Below are 23312 nucleotides of genomic sequence, written 5' to 3'. Positions count from 1 at the left end.
TTAATACATTATTGTTTTATGAAACTGTAAAGGTACATTTGAAATTAAATTAGCTATTTCTTCTCCTGCATTTCCTCCACCATAAACTGTTGATTTATTGGACTTACCGTTTGAAATTATAATTTGAATAGCGTCAATAATTTGTTGTTTATTATAATCAACATCGATAACATTTGTTCCTCTATCCCTTTTGTTTTGACGTGAACCAATATTGATTACTGGAACACCAAGAAAGGCGCATTCTCTTATCCCAACACTCGAATTACCTATTAATCCAATAGAATTATTTAATAGAACTAAAAAATCATCACCTTCCATATTTTTGAAAAAGTGAACATTTTCTAGTTTATTTTTTTCTCTAAAGCTTCTTATTCCTGTTGATGTTCCGTCTGCTCCAGCATCGACATTTGGCCAAAACCAAAGCGTTGGAATATTCAATTGATTTATAGCGTGCAATGTTTCTTCAATATGTTTTCTAGAATCTTGATATTCAGTAGTTACTGGATGTTGCATTACAACTAAATAACCCTTTGATAAATCAGGTTCAGCACCAACACCACCATATTTTTGATACGGATTAAAATTCAATCCTTCTACCTTTGCAACTTCAGAAGCGATGTCAATAGATGGACAACCTGTATTGAAAACAAACTCAGGATTTTCGCCTAATTTTATAACTCTTTCTTTAGCGCTTTGTGAAGCTACAAAATGATAATCAGCTAACTTTGTTATAGAATGACGAACTTTTTCATCGATATTTCCAGTAACTTCTCCACCTTGAATGTGTGCTAAAGGAATGTTCATATAAGATGCTGAAATTGCGGTTGCCATAGTTTCAAATCTATCAGCAACAGTTACAACTACATCTGGTTTTAAATTATCAAACACTGTTGAAAGTTCAAGAATTCCAATTCCTGTTGTTTTTGCTGCAGCAGTTAAATTTTCTCCTTCTAAAACATTAAAAACTTTTGCATCAATAGTAAAACCATCTTTTTCAATATAATTTATGGCTGAACCATATCTATCTAACAATGCAGAAGCAGCAATAATTAATTGCAATTCTAAATTTGGATGATTTTTTATTGCCGTTAATACGGTTTTTACACGACTGTAAGATGGTCTTGCGGTTATGACAACTGCTATTTTTCTTTTACTCATTGTACGTCTTCTTCATTTAAAAAATCCCATTGATTTTTGTCAAAAATAAGTTTTTTACCAATAATATCTTTGAATTTTGACGCATCAATTCCATATCCTTTAGGTTTTTTTGCTTCCAAATCTTCAAAAGTTATAATATGTCCTTTAGGTAATGATTTATTTACAGCCAATGATTTTTCGAAAATTTGTTTTAAAGCGGTGAAACTTTCATTATTTGATTTATCAATTGGATTGTTAAGTGCTGTTTTTATTGTTCTTACTGCTGCAACTAATTGCGCTGTTTCATCAATTGTCAAAGACGATTTAGAATCTGGTCCAAATTGTCGTCTATCAAAAACCACATGAAACTCTAAAATTTCAGCTCCAAGAGTTGCCGCCGCAATACAAGTTTCAATTTTAGCAGAATGATCAGAAAAACCTACATTAACTTTATATCTTTCTTTTAATTCTTGAATTACATTCAACCCAAATTGCTCTGCTTTAGTTGGATAAGATGTGGTACATTGCAAAATAGAATACATTGCCTTTTTCTCTTTCAAAAAAGCAATAGTTTTATCCAATTCCTCAAAACTACTCATACCCGAAGAGAGAATAATGTGCTTTCCTGTTTTTGCAATTTTTTCTAAAATTAGAAAATTATTGACTTCGCCTGAACCTATTTTATATTGTTTTACACCTATTTCTTCCAACCAATAAACAGCTAAATTACTGAAAGGTGAACATAAAAACTCTAAACCAACCTCATCGCAATGTGCTTTAATTTCTTTCCATTGTTGCAAAGTAAAACTCATGCGTTTCCAATAATCATAACGCGTTTCATCTTCATATGAAAATTTTACTCTGAAAGGTTCATGCGCACTACTTTCAGCCTCAGGAATGTGCATTTGAAATTTTATGGCGTCAATTCCTGTTGGCGCAAGTGCATCAATATAAGAATGAAGCATACCAAGACTTCCGTCGTGAGCTTGACCTATTTCTGCAATTATAAATGGATTTGAAGTCATTATTTTATTTTTTTCTTGCAACTAAACCATAGCTCATACCTTTAGCTTTTGGGTTTCTACTTTCGATATAATTTTCTATTTTACTTTTAATGAATTCTTTCATCGAAGCTTTCTTTTGATCTTTATATTGCGTGTCAATGATGGCATATTCAATAATTTCGAAACCACATTCTTCTAAAAAGAATTTTACAATATGTTCCCAAGGCGTAAAAACATGATGCTCAACAAGATGTTTTTCTTGAAAAGCGTACAATCTCCCTTTCAGAAAAAGATTTATAGTGTTTTTACTAGAGCTTGGATTTGGAGTTGTAAGAATTATACAACCACCTTTCTCTAGATTGTTTGCGATATTTTGTAAACATAAAAGTGGATTTGCTAGATGTTCTAAAACTTCTAAAAAAATTATAGTTCCTGCTTTTTGAGCTTCATTAGGACATGGATTATTCAAATCCCACATAATTGATTTTTCAATTTTTCTAACATAATCAAAAGGTTGCCATGTTGCGCCTAATGATTCAATTTTGTTTTGCATATGTCCAAAACCTGCTCCAATATCGCTAACAACTTTGTTTGGTGCAGATTGAAAATATTTATCTAACATTGCATTAGCAAAAATAGCTCTGTCTTTATATTCTATAATTTTATTCTTCATTTGGGTTCCAATAAATTTTAGCTTCTTGTAGGTTATTATATTTTAAATATTCACTTTTAGTGAGTTTATCTCTGTTTGAGAGTATTTTTGGTACTTTTATTATTAAATCGATAATGGCTTGAAAAATTCCTTTTGTTGCTTTCCAGTCGCCTTTAAAAATTTTACTTTTAAATTGCCACCACAATGAGTAGGTGAACTTTTTAACAATTTCTGATAAAGGTAAAAATAAAAAAAATAAAAACCATCCTGAACGTAAAGACATTCGAATTCGAGTTTGATAATCGTTATCTTTTTTTCTATCCTTTATATTCACTCTATGATGAACTAAAACAGACGGAAGATAGATTATTTGCCAATTATTTTTAAACAATTGAAAGCTTGCAAATTGCTCTTCACCATAAAATACAAACCATTCAGGATAATTTGGAATTGTTTTCCAAGCCGACATTCGCCAAACATGACCGCATCCAACATAAGCTTTTACTTGTTGGATTTGATCTTCAGAATTTATTTTACTTGGATTTTGCAAACCCCAAAAAATTCTGAAAGCAATCAACCCACATTGACTATTTTGATTGAAATAATTTTCAATCTCCTCTAAAGGATTTTCAGATAAAAAATGAGCATCATCATCAAGAGAAATTGCAAATTCGGCTTTGGTTTGATTAAGCATATAATTTCTACAATAGATATATCCTTTAGAAATTTCATTTCGTAAAAGTATCACTTTTGGAAAATCACTTTTAATAATTTCTGAAGTACCATCAGTTGAACCATCATCAAAAACAACACATTCTATATCATCTCTTTCCAATAAATCTTGCAAAGATTTTAAAGTAAAAATCAAATCATTGATTCGATTTTTTGTAGAAATAGTTATTGAAAATTTGGTTTCTTTCATTATTTCTCTAGCAAATCTATCGTCTGTTTCAAATATACTTCGTTACAATAATCCTTCAAATCGTGTCGATTTAAAGCAAGATTGATTTTGTCATTATTCCATTGTGAAAATAATTCAGAAATTAATTGTGCAACTTTCTTTTCATCGTTTGCTTCAGACCAATACTGATAATCGTTGCCTAAAAGTCGTTTGGTTTCACTATAATATGGACTAAGCAGCAGTATCGGTTTATTGGCTACAACTAAATTTGGAAACTTACCAGGTAAAAATGGGCTAATTTCTGAAATGGCTTCTAAAATTATATTTACAGATGCTTTATTTTCCATTAGTAAAACTATTGCATACTCCGTTTGTCCAACAATTTCGATGTTAGAATGATTTCTATAATTATCTAATAAATCCTTATGATAATCGTTTGAACCAACCAAAATTAATTTTGAAACCGATTTGGCATTTGGATTATTTTCTAAAAATTTCAAAAGACCTTTAATCAAAAACTCAGGATTTCTTTGTTTCAAAAGATTTCCTGCATGAAGCAAATTGAATTTATTTTCATCAAAATAATTTGGTACTTCTTGAGCCATCGACACTTCGCCAATTTGATGAGGAATTACAATTCCTTTGCCTTTACCTGATTCGAAATAACTTTCCATCCATTCCATTAAAAGTTGACTTGGATAAGCAATATATTTCGCAGTTGAGAACATATCTAAAGTAAATTTTTCTTTTTTATCAAATCCCTTTTCAACCCAATTATATGGTCGTGGATAGTAATGAAAAGGATAAGGATCATGTATGTAAGCAATCCATTTGTGATGTAAATGCTTTAATTTTAAAAGTGCTCGATGTGTTCTAAAACTCGAACCTTTACTCAATGTTAAAATAAAATCGGGATTAAAACTTGAATCTTTTTTAATAGCATTTGCAATACTTAAAGAATCACTTGTATGTGCAAATGAAAACCCTAAAAAGTTTTCTATTTTGCTATTAAAATTAATTTTAAATACTCTTTGAATGGTTCTTTGTATGCGAGAAAGTAAGTACCAAATACTGAATTTATTTTCTTTTATAAGAATAGATTCAGCAGATGGAACAGCAATTTCTTTATAAGAATAATGGTATACTTTTACTTCAAAACCTGCCTTTATTAAATTATTAATTAAAGCCATATTAACCTTTGAAGCACTACTGTCTTCAATGTCAATGGATTCTGAAATTACTAAAATTTTCATTATTTATTTTTAAGTAAAAATTTAATTATTTTTTGAGAAGCTTTTCCATCTCCATAAGGGTTTTTACCTTCTGTACCTGTGTTGATATTCAAATAATGATTTGCTTTTTCTACAATCAACTCTTTATTTGTTCCAACAAGGATTGAAAAACCACTTGCAACGCCTTCTGGTCTTTCAGACACTTCTCTTGTAACTAAAATTTGTTTGTTGAACGTTGGTGCTTCCTCTTGAATTCCACCTGAATCTGAAATTATTAAACTTGATTTTTGCATTAACCAAACCATTACAGGATATTCTACTGGAGGAATTAAATGAATGTTTTTTACACTAGAAAGTATTTTATTTACTGGTTCTTGAACATTTGGATTTAAATGTACAGGAAAAACTATTTCTACATCCTTATTCTTAGCTATTTCTAATAATGCATCACAAAAATCAATGAATCCTTGACCGAAATTTTCTCTTCGATGTCCAGTTACTAAAACTAATTTTGAATACGATAACTTATTTTGTAATTCGTTTATTTGTGGATGTTTAAAACCTTTATCTATTTTGTTTTTTGCCCAAATTAGTGCATCAATAACGGTATTGCCAGTAATAATAATAGTTTCTTTTTTAACACCTTCTTTCAATAAATTTTGCTTTGCCAGTTTTGTTGGAGCAAAATGAAAATCAGCTAATCTTCCAGTAATTTGCCTATTAATTTCTTCTGGAAATGGCGCTTTTTTATTAAAAGTTCTCAATCCTGCTTCCACATGACCAACTTTAATATTTCTATGAAAAGCAGCAAGCGCCACCATTGAAGATGTTGTGGTATCACCATGAACCAATACCAAATCAGGACTTTCAGTTTTTAAAACTTCATCCATTTTGCTTAAAATATTTGAACTTAAAGCATTTAAAGTTTGATTAGGCAACATCAAATTCAAATCAATATCGGGAACAATTTCAAAAAAAGACAATACTTGATCAAGCATTTCTCTATGTTGCGCAGTAATACACAACTTTACTGAAACACCTTTATTTTTAGTAAGTTGATGATATAAAGGAGCCATTTTTATAGCTTCTGGTCTTGTTCCGAAACAGAGTAATAATTTCAAGGTATTGTGTTTACTTTAATTTTCTTTTTATGACTTTAACAAACGGATAAATATAATATTTTAATTTTATATACATTTTTCTAAAAACTGTAAAATCGCTTTTTGACAAAATATAATCTAAAAGAGATTTTTCTTTTAAAAAAAATGCTAAAGAAACGAGATAGCTTGTAATTGAAAACGTCAATAAATCTTTCTTTTTGAGATTATTGAAAACCAATTTAACTGCTTCATTTTTAGAATTTCTTCTGACAGAATCAAAACTCCAAAACTGACCTGTGTTAGATTCATCATGTTTCCTATTGTAATATAAAGTAGTATCAATTGTAATTCCTGAAAAACCATTTGAAATTATTCTTGGATACAATTCCCATTCTTCAGCATACATCAAATTTTCATTAAATAGATTGTTTAAAAAACATTCTTTCTTCCACATTACTACACAAGATGCAAACATCGCAGAATTATCTACAAGAGATTGAATATTTTTTACATCAAACTTTGTTCTATTTTTTATTAAAGCATTTTCAAAAACATAATCAAATTCGCCAAAAAAAGCTTTTTTATCGTACTTGCAAAAATCTATTTCACTGTTTTTAAACTCATTAACACAAGTTTGAAGATTTTCTGGATGGATAATATCATCATCATCAAAGAAAATAACATATTCTCCTTTTGCAATTGAAATACCATAATTTCGTGTTCCTGGTAACCCTTTTTTGTGTGAACTTGGTCGTCTATGAAAAGAAAATCTACTGTCTGAATCGAGAATAGGTTTAATAACCTCAAAAGTATTATCGGTTCCATCATCATCAACAATAATACATTCAAATTCTTTAAAACTTTGATTCACTATAGATTTTAAAGTCTCAAAGATAAAATGACCTCTGTTGTAAGTAGCAATAATTATGGATACTTTAATGTTGTTCATTTACTTTTAAACTAAATTTTAACAAGTTTAGCGATTCTCTTATTGACTTTTTTAAGGAGACTTCTAATAAAAAAAACAAAAGTTTCTTTTAAAGAAATGTCATTATAATCTAATAAATCTTGTAAAATTGATTTATCAGAAAGGGTTTCAAAATATTTTTTTGAGTAATAGTGTCTGTGTAAATTTTCTTTAAAAGGGATTTTAGCATCCAGCCACGATCCATTGAAATGATGTGTAGCAAAATTTTGGTTTAAATCAAGACAGAAAAAATGTGAAGGATAAATAGCGATGTCATTTTTTAAGAGTTGAAACACATCATTATTAGGATTTACTTCAAATTCATCAATTAAAATTTGAGTAACAATTATTGTATTAGTCTCTTCACTGTATGTTTCCAAACCATTATAATAATCTAAAACTTTTTTAGGCCAAATATGATTTTTTTGACTTGCCCATAATGCTGTGAAAGGAAAGCCAGACTTTTCAAACCCTGAAAAAGCACCATGATGCAAAAATTGATTTAAATTTTGTTTTATTTCAACATCAGAATCAAGGTAAATTCCACCATGAAGATATAAAACATAAGCACGAACATAATCAGAAACAAATGCCCATTTTTTATTTTTATAAGCCGACTTTACAAACTCATTCTCATTTAAATTGAAGTTACTTTCGTTCCATTCAATAATTTCATAATCAGGCAAGTATTTTTTCCAAGACTCAATACAATAGTTTATTAACTGAGTTTTAGGATTATTACCAAACCAACAATAATGAATTATTTTTGGAATCATAAAGTCTTTCTTTTTAAAAACATAAACAATCCACTTGTAAATATTTTTTTTCCATTTTCTTTAATCCATCTATGATTTGGATGATGACTATAATCAATGTTTAAATTTAGTCCTTTTAAAATTTTATCAATTTTATCATCCTCTGAAAAATCATCATATATAATTTCAATTTCATGAGTTTCACTAAATCGTTCAGATATAATATTCAAAAGTCTATCTACATAAAATGGATGCAATTCGACGATAACATCTGTGTTTTTTTGCCATTCAAATTCAATCGGATTTAGTAATTGAACCTCAAAACCTTCGCAATCAATTAGTAATAAATCGGTTTTTTCTTTCCAATTTTTGAAACCATCAACAGTTGCTTCGCCTAATATTTCATAGTTAGTTAAATTATTTGTTTCAAACCACGAAGAAATTGTACTATGAAGCTCTTGAACTATTTCATAAATTACTATTTTTTCAGGATTATACAAATAGTTTAAACCAGCAGAGTAATAACCATTATTTCCTCCAACGAGAACTATATTCTTAATTTTCCTATTGAAAAGCTGAGAAAATAATGGATGTAAGCATGATTCATACATTCCAAGAATTTCACTAACAGTTAGGATTTTGTACAGAGCATCAGGAACTTTTAAACCAGTGAAAGGTCCAAAATATATTTTGTTATTAAAGAAATCTTTCAGAGATTCTTTCTTATCTTTTTTAGATTTATACATTTTCATTTATTGAAATTTTTGGGACAATACTAACTTTTCCTGGCCACAATCCACTATATTTATTTCCTCTTCTGAAGCCATCGTCAAATATATTGAACGTTGCTACTCGCTCCATTTTTTTAAAGATGTTACCACTTTTATCATTGAAATGGAAATTGATATTATACAAACCTGTATTAAAAATATACTTTGGAATTTGTATATCAATTTTATGAGTTCCTCTATTCATATTTAAGATATCATCATTAATATGGTAAGAGTTTATAGCAGTTACTAGTTCATCTAAATCATTATAGATAGCAATACAAAAACCAAAATCAGGATTTTCTTTTTTAACTTCCATTGTAATTCCAAAAGAAAAATCTTCACCATTAGAAATGTTAATCGTTTCAACATTTAAAGAATTTTGAATATGAAACTGTTTTAAAATACACTCTTCATTTTCAAATACAAATTCTGAAAAATCATTTTGACTTAAATAACTTGAAATTACTTGATCAATTTCGCCATTGTTTGTTATCAAACCATTCTTCAAAAGAATTCCTTTTTGACAAAAACTTTTCAAACTTGCCATATTATGACTTACAAATAAAACCGTTCGTCCTTCACCTTTAGAAATATCTCCCATTTTTCCGAGGCATTTCTTTTGGAATTCAGCATCACCAACAGCTAAAACCTCATCTACAATTAGAATTTCGCTTTCAAGATGTGCAGCAACTGCAAAAGCCAATCGAACATACATTCCTGAGGAATATCTTTTTACTGGTGTATCAATATAGCGTTCAACTCCTGAAAAATCAATAATTTCATCAAGTTTACGAGTGATTTCTTTTTTTCGCATTCCAAGAATTGCGCCATTCAAATAGATATTTTCTTTTCCGGATAATTCTGGGTGAAAACCTGTTCCTACTTCAAGTAAGCTTGCAATTCTTCCTTTTACTTTTATTTGTCCAGTTGTTGGACTTGTAACTCTTGAAAGTAGTTTTAATAATGTACTTTTTCCTGCGCCATTTTTTCCAATAATTCCAACAGCATCGCCTTGATTAATGTCAAAATTGATGTCTTTTAAAGACCAAACAATATTGCTTTCACCTTTTACGCTTCTGTCATTTGTTTCTCCAATTTTTAGAAATGGATCTTCTTTACCAAGAATTTTGGTTTGCCAAAAACGATCAATATCTTTTGATAAAGTACCTGTACCAATTTGTCCAATTTGATACGCTTTTGAGAGATTTTCTACTTTTATTATTGGCTTACTCATTATATTGTATCAACGAAATTTTTCTCAGTTTTATTGAAAATAATTATTCCTAAAAATAGTATTACAATGGTTATTATAGTTGAATATCCGATACTCGAAAAAGTGAATTCACCTTTTCCAAGAAAGGCGTAACGAAATGCTTCAATGATTCCTGTCATAGGGTTTAGTTCAACTAAATATGCCATTTGCGGATATTTTTCTTTTACATGACTTAAAGGATAAGCAACCGTAGTTCCATACATTAAAAGTTGAACTCCAAAAGAAACAAGGAAAGACAAATCTCTATACTTTGTAGTCATTGCTGTTATAATTAATCCTAATCCCAAACCAAGCAAAGCCATTAAAATAACTAAAAAAGGAAATATTAAAATAGCTGGTGTTACAGTAAAATCAGTTCCTTGAGTTGGAAAAACTTTAAAATATATCATGGTTACAACCATCAAAAGCATTTGCACTCCAAATCGAACAAGATTACTTACAACAATACTCAATGGCATAATTAAGCGTGGAAAATATACTTTCCCAAAAATATTGGCATTATCTCTAAAAACGGTACTTGTTTTGGTAAGGCAATCTGCAAAATAATTCCAAGAGGTAATTCCGGCTAAATAAAACAACTGTTGAGGCAAGCCGTCAGTGCTTATTCCTGCTAAATTTCCAAAAATGAACGTAAAAACTAATGTTGTGAATATAGGTTGTATAAAAAACCAAAGTGGACCTAAAACAGTTTGCTTATAAAAACTTACAAAATCTCTTTTAACGAACATCAAGAGCAAATCTCTATAACGCCAAAGATCTCCAAAATTTAAACTAAAGAGTGAAGAATGTCCTTTTATTACTAAATCCCAATCTTGTGGTTCGTTATTTGCTTCCATTTATTTTTAAACTTTTTAAGAAAAAAGCTTGTTACATTGAATTTTTATATAAAAAGCAAATATAGTAATTTAACATAATTATAGAATGAGTTTCTATTGTTTTAATTAATATTTGTTTCTTTGTAAAAAAAATAAAATTTTGTTTTTCTTCAAAAAAAATAAACCAGTTTTAAGTGATTTAATTCCAAATGATTTTGTGGATATTCATTCGCATTTATTGCCTGGTATTGACGATGGATCAAAAGATATTGAAACAACAATTGAAATGATTCAAGCATTAAAGTCAATTGGCTTTTCTAAATTCATTACTACACCGCATGTAATGGAATATGTTTGGAAAAATTCTAAAAATGACATTTTAGAAAATCATAAAAAAACAGCTTCGTTACTTATTGAAAATAACATTCAAACCCCATTTAATATTGGTGCTGAATATATGATGGACGACCATTTTAGAGAACTTTTTCAAAATGAAACCTTATTGACTTTAAAAGACAATTTTGTTTTAGTTGAAATGTCATACATCAATGCACCTTTGAATTTGTATGACATTCTTTTCGATTTACAAGTTGCTGGATACCAACCCATTTTAGCGCATCCTGAACGTTATAATTTTTATCATAACAATGTAAAAGAATACCATAAGTTAAAAACTGTGGGATGCAAATTTCAATTAAACTTATTATCAAGTGTTGGATATTACAATCCTCAAGTGGCAAAAATTGCTGATTATCTTTTAGAAAACAATCTGATTGATTTTGTTGGTTCTGATACACATCATATGAAACATGTAGCATTTTTCAATAATAAAATTGTTCTGAAAAACCATCAAAAACTAAGTGAGGTAATTCAGAACAATTCATTTTTTAATTTCTAATTTTTATTTCTTCGATTTAAAAAAAGATCTCAGTTTTTCAATAAAGCTATTTTCTTCTTCTTCAACTCCATAACCATAACCGTAGCCATAACCGTAGCCATAGCCATAACCGTAGCCATACGTTTTCTTTTGCTCGGTATCGTTTAGTAAAATCGACATGTTTGGCAATTTATTTTCTTTATAAAGTGATTCTGCAAATTTCAACATTCGTTTATCAACATAATTTGCTCTCATTACATAAACAAAAGAGTCAGCATTTTTAGCGACTAAAAGAGTATCGGTTACAACACTTATTGGAGCTGTGTCAACAACAATGTAATCAAAGTCCTTTTTTAATTCATTGAACATTGTGTTCAACTTATCATTCATTAATAATTCAACAGGATTTGGAGGAATAACTCCTGATGGCAATGCGAAAAAGTTTGAAAAATCCTTAACCTTTACAATATAATCATTAATATTATCATTTGGTTTTGACAAATAATTTGTAAGACCTTTTGATGGAAGTGATATATATTGATCTAATTTAGGGTTTCGGACATCAAGACCAATAATTAAAACTTTTTTTCCAGACAGAGCAATTGTTGTTGCAAGATTTATGGCACAAAATGTTTTTCCTTCTTTTGGTATTGAAGAGGTTACAAAAATAGTTTTACATTTATTTTCAGGAACATGAGCTAACATGAATTCGAGATTCGTTCGAATCATTCTAATAGCCTCGGCAGAACTCGAACGGCTGTTAGATTTAATTATCTCTTCATTAGTTTTAGATTTCGGTAAATCTCCTAAGAAAGGTATAGAAACTTTTCCTTCTATATCATTACGATATTTAATTTTTGTGTCAAAAAATTGAATCAAGAAAATAATTAAGACTGGTAATAATAATCCTAAAATAATTGCTGCTATGTAAAATACATTTCTATTTAATGAAATTGCGCCATTAGAATAAGCAAAATCAATAATTTTAGCTTTTGGTGAAGTTACAGCCATTGAAATTTCTGTTTCTTCACGCTTTTGTAAAAGATAAAGGTATAATGATTCTTTAATTTGTTGTTGTCTAGCTATTTCATTATAGTACCTCTCGTTTGTAGGAACTTGATATACTTTACCATCATAAATAGAACGTTGTCGTAATAAATCATTTTTACTTATGTATAAATCTTTTTGCTTATTTCTTAAGCTCTCAATAATATTTTCTTTAAGAGAAACAATTTCATTATCAACTTTTTGTACTTCAGGATTTAATTCGGTTCCACTTTTTAAAAGCTTTCTTTTCTGAAGAATGAGCTGATTGTACTGACTAATATAACCTCCTGATACTTCGCTAGATTTGATAATGTTAGTTGGTAAAAGTTCATCAATTTTTGTCTTATTAATTTCATCAATCATGAATTGACTTAATTTTACATTAGTTTCAATCTCTAAAACTAATTTATTATAATCAACTGATTGCATCAGACTTAAATTAGAATCAGCTTCTAAATTTGTTAACTTTCTATCTTTTTTGAATTTTTCTGCTTGCCCTTCAACACCACCTAATTCTTTCGTAATAATATCTAACCTATTAGTAATAAAATTTTTAGTAGTCGCTGCAACCTCATTTCTATCTTTTATTGCGTCAAGATTATATTGCTCAATAAGAGCGTTAAGATAGTCAATACCTCTTTCATCTATTCTGTCAGAAGTTGTTAAGTTAATTACATTTGTCTTATCAATTTCAAAAACATTTACTTTATTTCTAAAAAATGAAGATCTAGATTCAAGATTTGATTTTATGACATAAACTTCAGCTCCAACAACAACATTCTTATAATTTGGATTAACTTGAATAATAAATTCACCTAATTGAGATTTAATTTTTTGTCCAAATAAAAAAGTTTTAGAGTTCTGTTTTTGCGAGTTAGATAATATGAATTGGTTTTTAGATTTTATGGTAACCACCATGGTAGTATCTTTCTCATAATAAGAAGGAACTTTATCTATAAAAACGATATTTATTGGTGACTCTTCTTTATAAAGTTCTCTGCTAACTACTCTACCTTCACTAAAATAAGAAATATCTAAATCAAGGTTTTTGACAACACTTTCTGATAAAGATCTTGATTTTAAAACAATTATTTCATTGGCAACATTATTTTTAGCAGAAAAAATATTCAAATCACTAAATGCTGAATATTCACTTGTGCCACCTTTTTTTTCATCTTTAATCAAGATAGATGCTGCAGCTCCATATTCTACTACATAATAACGCAAGTAAATAAAAGCTATCGAAAGACAAATTAATACACTAATAATAATCCATTTCCAATATTGAAGGTAGTGAAAAATTTGTTCCTTAATATTAAAATCACTTTGTGAATTTATGTCAGTCGTGGGTAAGGAATTTTGCATTTTCTATTTAGTTACTAAAAAAACAATTGTTGTTACAAAACTTAAAACTGAAAATATTAACGGTAAATTAGGAAGAGCTGAAGAGTCCATTTTCGCTTTTCTTTGTTCAACATATACAACATCATTTTGATCTAAATAATAAAATGGTGAGTTTACAAAGTCAGCTTTAGTTATATCAACTCTATTAAAACTTTTAATTCCTTGATAATCTCTAACAATAAGTATGTTGTTACGTTTTCCAAAAATAGACAAATCGCCCGAAGCACCAAGCACATCTAGAAGAGTAACTCTGTGATTATTAAACGTTTTTATTCCAGGTGAGTTTACATCACCAAGAACGGTTACTTTAAAGTTTTGAATTGTAATATTAATTACAGGATTTTTTATGTATATAGACAATTTCTCTTTCAACATAGTCTTCAATTCATTAATTGAAAATCCTTCTACTGCAAGTGTGCCTATTACTGGAAAATCAATTTTACCATCAACATCAACTAAATAGGTATTTTGACTATTATTAGATGAATTATTAGAAGTGTTAGATATATTATTATTTTGATATAAATTGAATGGTTTTGCCGTTTCTGGTTCTAAAGCGGAAACAATAATTGATAATCTATCATCTCTTTGAATTAAAGGATCATAGTTAGTAGATTTATTATTAAAATCTTGGTTACCTTGAAGATAAACCATTTTCTCTTTAGAAACACAAGAAGAAAACAATAGGATTACTATTATTGATATACACAGATAATTATATTTCATTTGAAATTACATTATTTAAGTTAGCAAATATACCAATTCCATTGATATAAAGCATTTATTTAGTGTAAACATAAGATTCCTTAACTTCTATATCAAGAGTTTGATATATTGAATTCAAACTTTTGAATTCAGGAACCATAGTTTTCATTTTAGAAACTAGCTTATCAACATTTCCTTTGCTTGCAATTTCAGACAACTCTTCAATTTGCTTATTTACAACATCAAAGACATCACACACTTCAACTGCTACCATTATTTTTTCATGATGAGTTGCTAAATTTTTTGCCGAATCATTCAACAATTCTTCATATAATTTTTCACCAGGACGTAAACCAACAATTTTAATGGAAATATCTTTATCAGGAATAAAACCTGCAAGACGTATCATTTTTTTAGCTAAATCAATAATTTTAACTGGTTTACCCATATCAAATATATATATCTCGCCTCCATTTCCCATAGAACATGCTTCAAGAACTAATTGACATGCTTCTGGAATGGTCATAAAATAACGAATAATTTCAGGATGCGTAATCGTTATTGGTCCACCTTCTTGAATTTGTTTTGTAAATAATGGTACAACAGAACCATTAGAACCTAAAACATTACCAAAACGAGTTGTTATAAACTTTGTGTATCGTTCAGAATTTAATTTTTTATGTTTGAAATGTTTTGATTGAACATACATTTCTGCAATTCTTTTACTTGCACCCATGATGCTACTTGGGTTTACAGCTTTATCTGTAGAAACCATCACAAATCGTTCTACATGATATTTATTTGATAAATCTGCAACATTTTTAGTTCCAATCACATTTGTAAAAATGGCTTGAGATGGATTTTCTTCCATCATTGGAACATGTTTGTATGCTGCTGCATGATAAACTACATCTGGCTTATATTGATTAAATATTTTTTCTAAAACATTAAAATCTCTAATATCAGCAATACAATTTATAACGTCAATATTTTGATTCATCCCAATAATCTCAAGAGATAAAGAATGTAAAGGTGTTTCAGCTTGATCAAGAATAATTATTTTTTTAGGACTAAAATTTAAAACTTGCCTAACAATTTCACTACCAATAGAACCAGCAGCACCTGTAACCAATATTGATTTTCCATTCAATTTTGACGATATTGATTTGGTATCTAAAACAATTGGTTTTCGCTCTAATAGATCTTGAATTTCAAAGTTTTTAATATTCTTTGAAATTTCCTTTTGATCATCCCAATCTGAAACAAGTGGTAAAGTATATACTTTAAATCCAAATTCGATACATTCTTCTACTATAGTTAAACGTTCTTCTTTTGTCAAACTCTTATCAGCAATAATTAGAGCTTCCACTTTTTTAGAACGCATTAAAACAGGAATACTTTTCTTTATTTGAAAAATAGGAAGATTCAAAATTCTTTTTGTTGAATTTTGGTTGTTTTTATCAATGAAACCTAATAAATTAAATCGGCTAGGAATTTCAGCTTTTAATGCGTTGGCTACAGCAGTTGCATTAGCATCAGAACCATAAATTATTGCATGAATTTTTTTTACGTTAGCAGTTTCTGAAAAAAAACGTTCAAAAGTTTGTTTTACAATAATTCTATAAAAAAACAACAAACTAAATGATAATATTGCATTAATAAAAGCTCCTGTTGTTAGATAAACTTTTTGTTTGTCAAACAAAATAACTATAAAATTGAAAACAATAATAACCACAAAAGTGGAAAATTGAGAAAAGAAAATTTTTAAGGCATCAATATAGGAGGAATGTCGAATAATTCCTGAATAAGTTCTATATATCCAAAAGAAAAAAACATTGATAGTTAGATAAAATAAAATCGCAAAAACTAAATATTGATTAGGTATATAACTTAGTTTTAACCCTTTAAATAATAGAAAAGTAATAACGCCGGAAAAAACTACAATAAAAACATCCAACATTAAAATCATCCATCTAGGCAAATAACCTAAATTACTGAAATTAAAGCCAGTATTTACATCTGAAAAAATCTTAAAGAAATCAGAAATAAAATTTTTATTGGAGCTATTCAATTTGAATCAATTTATGAATGTAAAAATAGTAAAAAAAATTTGTTAAAAAAACCTTAAAAATCATTTAAAGTTTTTTGTATCCTTTCTTTATCCTCCGAAGACAAATTAGAACCTGAAGGTAAGCAAAGACCATTCTCAAATAACTTTTCAGAAATACTTCCTCCATAATAAGGTACATCTTTAAAAACTGGTTGAAGATGCATTGGTTTCCACAAAGGACGACTTTCAATATTTTCAGTTTCTAATTTCAATCGCATATCTTCTCTTGATTTGCCATTATTTTTTTTAGCATCTACAATAATTGCTGACAACCAATGATTAGAATAATAATCAGAACTTGGTTCAGAAAAAACTTCAATTCCTTGATTTTGTATAAAAACATCTTTATAAAATTGATGCATTGCGCGACGTTTTTCAATATGATTATCTAAAACTTCCATTTGACCACGACCTATTCCTGCACAAATATTGCTCATTCTATAATTGTAACCTATTTCGCTATGCTGGTAATGAGGCGCATTATCTCTTGCCTGAGTTGCAAGAAAAATCGCTTTATTTTTTTGCTCTAAGTTTTTTGTAACAATTGCACCACCTCCAGAAGTTGTAATAATTTTATTACCATTAAATGACAAGATGCTAATATCACCAAAAGTACCACACTTTTGACCTTTGTAGGTACTACCTAATGATTCTGCACTATCTTCAAGTATTGGAATTTCATATTTATCTGCTATACTTCTAATTTCATCAACTTTAAATGGCATTCCATAAAGATGAACGGCAACAATTGCTTTTGGTTTTTTTCCTTTAGCAATTCTATCTTTTAGTGCTTCTTCAAGTGCATTTGGACACATATTCCATGTATCACTTTCGCTATCAACGAAAACTGGAGTTGCTCCTTGATAAACAATAGGATTTGCTGAGGCTGAAAAAGTCATACTTTGACAAATTACTTCATCGCCAGCTTTTACATCAAGTAAAATTAATCCCAAATGAAGTGCAGCTGTTCCTGAACTCAAAGCTCCTACAAAGGAGTTATTTCCTAAATATTGCTCTAAATCTTGCTCTAATCCAGTAACATTTGGCCCAAGTGGTGCTACCCAATTCGTATCAAACGCTTCTTTGATATATTTTTGCTCGTTTCCTCCCATGTGTGGTGAAGAAAGCCATATTTTTGATTTAGTCATTGTTATGAAATTTTATAGGTTTTGCAGGAATTCCAACTGCGGTACAAAATTCGGGTAAACTTTTTGAAACTACTGCACCAGCACCAACTATTGTGGACTTGCCAATGGTTAATTGATTAATTATTTTTGCTCCTGTTCCAACATATACTTTTTCTTCAATTTTAACTTCGCCCGAAATATTTACTGAAGGCATAAACGATGAAAAACTATCAATAAATGTATCGTGACCAACAGTGCACATCAAATTCAAAGTTACATAATTTTCTATTTTAATATTACATGTAATTATAGTTCCTGCGCATATAATGCATCCGTTTCCAATAATTACATCATCATCTGAAATTATAACACTTGGATGAATTAGCGTTGGAAAACTTAAATTTGTATTTGATACTGAAGCTATAACTTTACTTTTTGTTGTTGGATCACCAAGGCCTAAAGCTATACAAAGTGGTTTTGAAACTATATTCAAATCAGAAACACCACCCAAAATTGGAAAACCATTTATAATTTTCCCTTTTTCAATTCCATCGTCATAAAATCCTAAAAAATTATAGATCTTATTATCCTTATTTATGGCATCAATTAGAGTTTTTACTTCTCTACCAAAACCGCCTGCACCAATAATTACAATATCTTGCATATCAAATCTATTTATAATTAACTTCCTTGAAAAGGTTCTGTCGTTGCTGAATCTATTGCATTTATTCCATCACTCTTTACTACTTTTTGAATGGTTTTAAATAGAATTTTAACATCCAATAAAAAAGATATACTATCTACATACCAAACATCTAATTCAAATTTTTTATCCCATGAGATGGCGTTTCTGCCATTAACTTGAGCCCAACCCGTAATTCCGGGTTTTACCTCATGCCGACGATTTTGAAAATCATTATACAAATGCATATAGGTTGTGAGTAATGGTCTTGGTCCAACTATACTCATATCACCAACGACAACATTCAACAATTGAGGAATTTCATCTAATGAAGTTTTTCTAACAAAACTACCAATCTTAGTTAGTCTATCTGCATCTGGAAGTAAATTTCCATTAGCATCCTTCCTATCGTTCATGGTTTTGAACTTAATAATTTTAAAAATCTTTCCGTTTTTACCAGGTCTTAATTGAAAGAAAAAAGGTTTTCCATCGTTAGCAAATAGTAAAAATAAAGTCACTAAAATAAATATTGGAAGTAATAAAACCAATCCAATCAAAGCACAAGAGATATCAAAAAAAGGTTTTACAATCGATTTATACATTTTGTAAATTTTAGTACCAATATATTTTTTGTTTACAAGAAACTTCAAGTTTCAAAATTACACACCTAATGTTTTTTTAAACTTATTCATGATATATTTTTCAAAAATTAAATAATAAATATATCCTGCGATTGAACAAATTATCAATACAACGGTTAAGATAAGAAAATTCAAAATTAAAGAATTTGTACTAGGAAACAATCTTATTATTAATGTTTTTAAGGGATCATGAATTAAGTATATTGAATAAGTTGCATTTCCAATCATCATAAAAATATTTCTTTCATTCAATTTAGGATTAAAGTAAGTAACAGAAATATAAATTAGTAAAAATGAATTTATTCCTACAAAAATATGATCAGAAAATTTAAAAAGAATGATATTATAATACTTTAAAACAAGTGAAAATAGTGTAAAAACAATAAAAAGAGTACCTACAAACATGTAATTCCATTTTACTTTTCTTATAATCAATATTGATAATAAATAACCCAGCATAAATTCTAGATTATATAAAGATAAAAAAACATTTTGAAACGTTTTCTCATTGGAAACAACATCCGTAATGAAGTTATTTTTTAAAATTAGAATAAGCCAAATTATCAAAAACCAATTCCATAATTTTTTTGATATAAATGTTAAACTAAATAAAAAGTAAAACATAAGTTCAAAAATTAGTGTCCATGCAACACCATAAGCTGGAAAACCATCAGGAAGAAGCGTTAATGAAGTTAAATAACTAAAATCTAATTGACTCGCATTTGATAATTCAGGATAATTAGCATATAAAAACAGCATCAAATATCCAATAGGAATATAAGGCACATAAATTCTTAATGCCCTATTTATAATATACTTTCTGTAAGCTAATGGTTTATTGTACTTATAATAACTGGTGAATGCTATTATAAAACCAGAAAGCACAAAAAAGAAATCTACACCATACTTTCCTAAATCACCAATAAATTTTACAAAATAATAATCTATGTTATTGTAGTATACCAAAGCACCAAGAGTATGATGAACCACAACCATTAATGCAGCAAACCCTCTGAATATCTGCAATATATCTAAATATTTATTTTCTTTAGAAGACATAAACTACTATTTTTTTATTTCAAAAATTTTTCAAAACTTTGATATTCTTCTAATAAAGCATTCCAAACTTTTTCTTGCTCATAATTATCAACAATTACTTTTCTGGCATTAGATTTCATAACATCATAAACAGAAAGATTAGTAATTTTTTTCATTGCTTCAAAAATTGCTTTTTCATCTTTTACAGCAATGATTAATCCATTTACTTCATTAGAAATTATTTCATTACACCCATTAATATTAGAAACAATTGAGGGTAAATTCATTGCACCAGCTTGCATAACAACATTTGGAAAACCCTCACGATAACTAGGAAAAACTAATGCATTTGAAATTGAAAAGTATGGACGAACATCTGTTTGAAAACCAACAGAAATAATAGCCTTATTATTTTTTATAGTTTCTAAAGTTTCTTGAGATAAAGGATCTAAATCAGATTCAAAATTTCCTACTAATAGTAATTTTAAATTTGTAACTTCACATTGAAGTAGATTAAAAGCCGATATTAATTCGTTGATACCTTTATCTTTTACTAATCTTCCAACAAAAATAAAGACAAAATCCTCAGTTGAAATGGATAATTCCTTTCTTAATTTTGTTTTTTCATCGTCTGAAAATAAATTTGGATTAAAGTATGAAGTATCAATTCCGTTTGAACTTCCGTTAGCAATAACATGTAATTTACTGGATGAACAATAATTATTTTGTTTAATAATTTCTAAAAGTCCGAAAGAATTAGGATAAACTTTAGTAGCGCATTTATAGGTTAGTTTTTCTACAAAATCTAAAATTTTTCTTTTAAAACCTGTTGCTTCAATCAATGGTAAACCTGCAACTGTATGCAATCGAACAGGAACACCTGCTAGCTTTGATGCTAACATACCTACAATTCCTGCTTTTGGAGTATGAGTATGAACAATAAATGGCTTAGTTTTTTTTAGAAAAAAATAAAGCTGCATAACCGCAATTACATCTTTAATTGGAGTTATTTGTCTGGTCATTTCAATAGAATATGTTTCTATCTTTTGAGATTTTCCAAGTTGTTCGAGCTTTTCCTTTTCAGAAGAAACTGCAATAACCTGATAATAAGAATTCATAAACTGCAATTGTCCCGAAAGTAATTTTTCGAGAGAAATTGGAATAGTAGTAATTCGAATCAGTTTATTTTTCATAGGTCATTTTATACCATTTTTGGAAACAAAAATACGTCCAAACTCTAAAAGTGTTATCTATTTTTCCTTGAACATGATTATTAACTAGTTTAGAAATCACTTCGTAATTAAATATATTTTGCTTTTCAATAAATGACTTTTCACAATAAGACATTAGTTCGTTTTTGAGATTATCTCTAAGCCAATCACCAACAGGAACACCAAATCCCTTTTTAGACTTATTTAAAAAATCTTTTGGAAAATATTCAGCAAATGATTCTTTTAGAATGTGTTTTTTATCCCATCCATTTATCAGATAATTTTCTGGTATTTGACTAGTAAAATTCCAAATTTCTTTGTTTAAAAATGGAGCTCTACATTCAAGTGAAGTCAACATACTTGTACGATCTACTTTGACTAACATATCGCCTTCTAAACTAATTATTTTATCAATGTTTCTGAAATCCGTAATGGATTTATTATGGTTACCGATTAGTTTTTTATAATACGTCAAACTATTTTGTTGCAACCAATTTTGTTTTAGCAATCCTTCAATTTCTTCATCGGTATATCCAAGCGATATAATATTATAATAAAAATCTCCTTCATAATTTATAGCTTTTAAAAGTCGATTCAACTTAAATCGCTTTCCTCTTTTATCATCTTTACTATTGAGAAGCGTTCCTATTGATTTAGAAAATAATTGATGCGCTTTTTGTGGTACAATTTGAGTATATTTTTGGTTTAATTTACCCATATAATACTTATTATAACCGCCAAAAACTTCATCTCCACCATCACCTGTTAATGCTACAGTAACATACTGCCTGGTTTTATTTGCAACTACATAACTTGCCAAACTTGAAGAATCTGCAAAGGGTTCATCGAAATTTAATAAAATTGCATCAATATTATGAGTCAAATCTTTTTCAGAAATAATAAACTCATGGTGATTACTATTTATTAGTTTAGCTACTGTTCTTGATTTATCAGATTCATCAAAAGATTTTTTTTCAAAACCAATTGAAAATGTATCGATTTTAGAATTAGATTGTTGTGATAAGCATAGTGAAACAATTGAAGAATCAACACCTCCAGAAAGAAATGTACCAATTGCAACATCTGAAATGGAACGTGAAAGAACACTTTCTTGCACCAAATCATGCGTTGTTTTTATATATTCTTTTTTTGTTTGCTTGTCAATTGTTTTGAAATCTTGTTTAATTTCATTAATTGTAAAATCAAATGTTGTACAATCAAACTCTATATAATGATTAGCTTCTAGTTTAAAAATCTCATCATAAATAGAATAAGGTGCTGGAATATAAGTTAATTGAAAATATAAATTAAGTGCCTTGACATTAATATTAGGTTTAAATGGTAAAATTTTCATTAAGGATTTCAACTCGGAACACCAAAAGAATGAATCATCGTTTTTATAATAATACAATGGCTTTTCTCCAAAAAAATCACGAGCTATGAAAACTTTATTTAAAATTTTATCATAAATAGAAAAAGCAAACATACCATCAAGCATTGCAAAAGAAGCTGTTCCGTATTTCTCATAAAGTTTAACAATTACTTCAGTATCTGAGCTTGTTTTAAATGAAATACCATTTTTTTCTAAATCAGATTTAATTTTTTTAAAATTATATATTTCGCCATTAAACAAAATTACTTTCTGTTGATCCTCTGTGAAAATAGGTTGCTTTCCTGTGCTTAAATCAATTATTGATAACCTTCTCATTGCCATTCCTATACTAGTCGTGTCACTTTCTACAAAAAAGCCATCTTCGTCTGGACCACGATGAAGTATTTCATGGTTCATTTGCTCTAAGATAGATTTAATGATATCTTTAGGTTGTCTGTTTTTGGCTATATATCCGTTTATTCCACACAT

21 protein-coding genes are annotated in these 23312 nt (G+C 28.6%); 1 reads left to right on the top strand and 20 read right to left on the bottom strand.

Annotated elements, in window-relative coordinates:
* From neuC to Q0049_RS11705, 11 genes are read right to left on the bottom strand one after another with little or no spacing between them, the layout of a single operon-like run.
* Entirely contained in the window at positions 1-1158 is a 1158-nt protein-coding gene (gene neuC, locus Q0049_RS11755; protein ID WP_298119919.1) for a UDP-N-acetylglucosamine 2-epimerase, read from the bottom strand.
* The gene (locus Q0049_RS11750; RefSeq protein ID WP_298119917.1) at positions 1155-2162 is read right to left on the bottom strand and encodes an N-acetylneuraminate synthase family protein; all 1008 of its coding nucleotides are present in this window, start codon (positions 2160-2162) and stop codon (positions 1155-1157) included. The genes neuC and Q0049_RS11750 overlap by 4 nt, the downstream gene beginning before the upstream one ends.
* A 4-nt stretch (positions 2163-2166) precedes the next feature.
* On the bottom strand, positions 2167-2814 hold the full coding sequence (locus Q0049_RS11745; protein WP_298119915.1) for a methyltransferase domain-containing protein: 648 nt from the start codon (positions 2812-2814) through the stop codon (positions 2167-2169).
* Positions 2804-3715: a glycosyltransferase family 2 protein gene (locus tag Q0049_RS11740; RefSeq protein ID WP_298119913.1), complete on the bottom strand. Its 912-nt coding sequence runs from the start codon at positions 3713-3715 to the stop codon at positions 2804-2806. Before Q0049_RS11740 ends, Q0049_RS11745 begins: the two co-directional genes overlap by 11 nt.
* Positions 3715-4947: a UDP-glycosyltransferase gene (locus tag Q0049_RS11735; protein ID WP_298119911.1), complete on the bottom strand. Its 1233-nt coding sequence runs from the start codon at positions 4945-4947 to the stop codon at positions 3715-3717. Before Q0049_RS11735 ends, Q0049_RS11740 begins: the two co-directional genes overlap by 1 nt.
* On the bottom strand, positions 4947-6047 hold the full coding sequence (gene wecB / locus Q0049_RS11730) for a non-hydrolyzing UDP-N-acetylglucosamine 2-epimerase (RefSeq protein WP_298119910.1): 1101 nt from the start codon (positions 6045-6047) through the stop codon (positions 4947-4949). Before wecB ends, Q0049_RS11735 begins: the two co-directional genes overlap by 1 nt.
* Positions 6048-6057: 10 nt before the next feature.
* Positions 6058-6975 carry a glycosyltransferase family 2 protein gene (locus tag Q0049_RS11725; RefSeq protein ID WP_298119908.1) on the bottom strand — a complete coding sequence of 306 codons (918 nt, stop codon included), beginning with the start codon at positions 6973-6975 and terminating at the stop codon, positions 6058-6060.
* Between the two features lie 11 nt (positions 6976-6986).
* On the bottom strand, positions 6987-7769 hold the full coding sequence (locus Q0049_RS11720) for a glycosyltransferase family 32 protein (RefSeq protein WP_298119906.1): 783 nt from the start codon (positions 7767-7769) through the stop codon (positions 6987-6989).
* Positions 7766-8500: a hypothetical protein gene (locus Q0049_RS11715; protein WP_298119904.1), complete on the bottom strand. Its 735-nt coding sequence runs from the start codon at positions 8498-8500 to the stop codon at positions 7766-7768. Before Q0049_RS11715 ends, Q0049_RS11720 begins: the two co-directional genes overlap by 4 nt.
* Complete coding sequence (locus tag Q0049_RS11710; RefSeq protein WP_298119902.1) at positions 8487-9755, bottom strand: ABC transporter ATP-binding protein; 1269 nt, start codon at positions 9753-9755, stop codon at positions 8487-8489. The genes Q0049_RS11715 and Q0049_RS11710 overlap by 14 nt, the downstream gene beginning before the upstream one ends.
* Entirely contained in the window at positions 9755-10630 is an 876-nt protein-coding gene (locus Q0049_RS11705) for an ABC transporter permease (RefSeq protein ID WP_298119901.1), read from the bottom strand. Before Q0049_RS11705 ends, Q0049_RS11710 begins: the two co-directional genes overlap by 1 nt.
* Before the next feature lie 139 nt (positions 10631-10769).
* On the opposite strand from Q0049_RS11705, the gene Q0049_RS11700 reads away from it, so the two are divergent.
* The gene (locus Q0049_RS11700; RefSeq protein WP_298119899.1) at positions 10770-11507 is read left to right on the top strand and encodes a CpsB/CapC family capsule biosynthesis tyrosine phosphatase; all 738 of its coding nucleotides are present in this window, start codon (positions 10770-10772) and stop codon (positions 11505-11507) included.
* Between the two features lie 3 nt (positions 11508-11510).
* On the opposite strand, the gene Q0049_RS11695 is transcribed toward Q0049_RS11700, so the two are convergent.
* Genes Q0049_RS11695 through asnB form a run of 9 tightly spaced genes read right to left on the bottom strand, consistent with a single transcriptional unit; the run spans position 11511 to position 23312 of the window.
* A complete protein-coding gene (locus Q0049_RS11695) occupies positions 11511-13898 on the bottom strand; it encodes a tyrosine-protein kinase (RefSeq protein WP_298119897.1) in 2388 nt (795 codons plus the stop codon).
* A 3-nt stretch (positions 13899-13901) separates the two neighbouring features.
* Positions 13902-14663, bottom strand: a complete 762-nt coding sequence (locus tag Q0049_RS11690; protein ID WP_298119896.1) for a polysaccharide biosynthesis/export family protein — start codon at positions 14661-14663, stop codon at positions 13902-13904.
* A gap of 55 nt (positions 14664-14718) precedes the next feature.
* On the bottom strand, positions 14719-16713 hold the full coding sequence (locus Q0049_RS11685; protein ID WP_298119894.1) for a nucleoside-diphosphate sugar epimerase/dehydratase: 1995 nt from the start codon (positions 16711-16713) through the stop codon (positions 14719-14721).
* A 53-nt stretch (positions 16714-16766) separates the two neighbouring features.
* Positions 16767-17900, bottom strand: a complete 1134-nt coding sequence (locus tag Q0049_RS11680; protein WP_298119892.1) for an aminotransferase class I/II-fold pyridoxal phosphate-dependent enzyme — start codon at positions 17898-17900, stop codon at positions 16767-16769.
* Positions 17893-18543, bottom strand: a complete 651-nt coding sequence (locus Q0049_RS11675) for an acetyltransferase (RefSeq protein WP_298119890.1) — start codon at positions 18541-18543, stop codon at positions 17893-17895. The genes Q0049_RS11680 and Q0049_RS11675 overlap by 8 nt, the downstream gene beginning before the upstream one ends.
* Before the next feature lie 17 nt (positions 18544-18560).
* The gene (locus Q0049_RS11670; protein ID WP_298119889.1) at positions 18561-19163 is read right to left on the bottom strand and encodes a sugar transferase; all 603 of its coding nucleotides are present in this window, start codon (positions 19161-19163) and stop codon (positions 18561-18563) included.
* Between the two features lie 57 nt (positions 19164-19220).
* On the bottom strand, positions 19221-20261 hold the full coding sequence (locus Q0049_RS11665; protein ID WP_298119887.1) for an acyltransferase: 1041 nt from the start codon (positions 20259-20261) through the stop codon (positions 19221-19223).
* Between the two features lie 14 nt (positions 20262-20275).
* Complete coding sequence (locus Q0049_RS11660) at positions 20276-21433, bottom strand: glycosyltransferase family 4 protein (RefSeq protein WP_298119885.1); 1158 nt, start codon at positions 21431-21433, stop codon at positions 20276-20278.
* Entirely contained in the window at positions 21423-23312 is a 1890-nt protein-coding gene (asnB, locus tag Q0049_RS11655) for an asparagine synthase (glutamine-hydrolyzing) (protein WP_298119883.1), read from the bottom strand. The genes Q0049_RS11660 and asnB overlap by 11 nt, the downstream gene beginning before the upstream one ends.

It is taken from the genome of Flavobacterium sp. (genome assembly GCF_027484205.1).
Classification (GTDB): Bacteria; Bacteroidota; Bacteroidia; order Flavobacteriales; family Flavobacteriaceae; genus Flavobacterium.
This window is presented reverse-complemented; position numbering and strand designations above follow the sequence as displayed.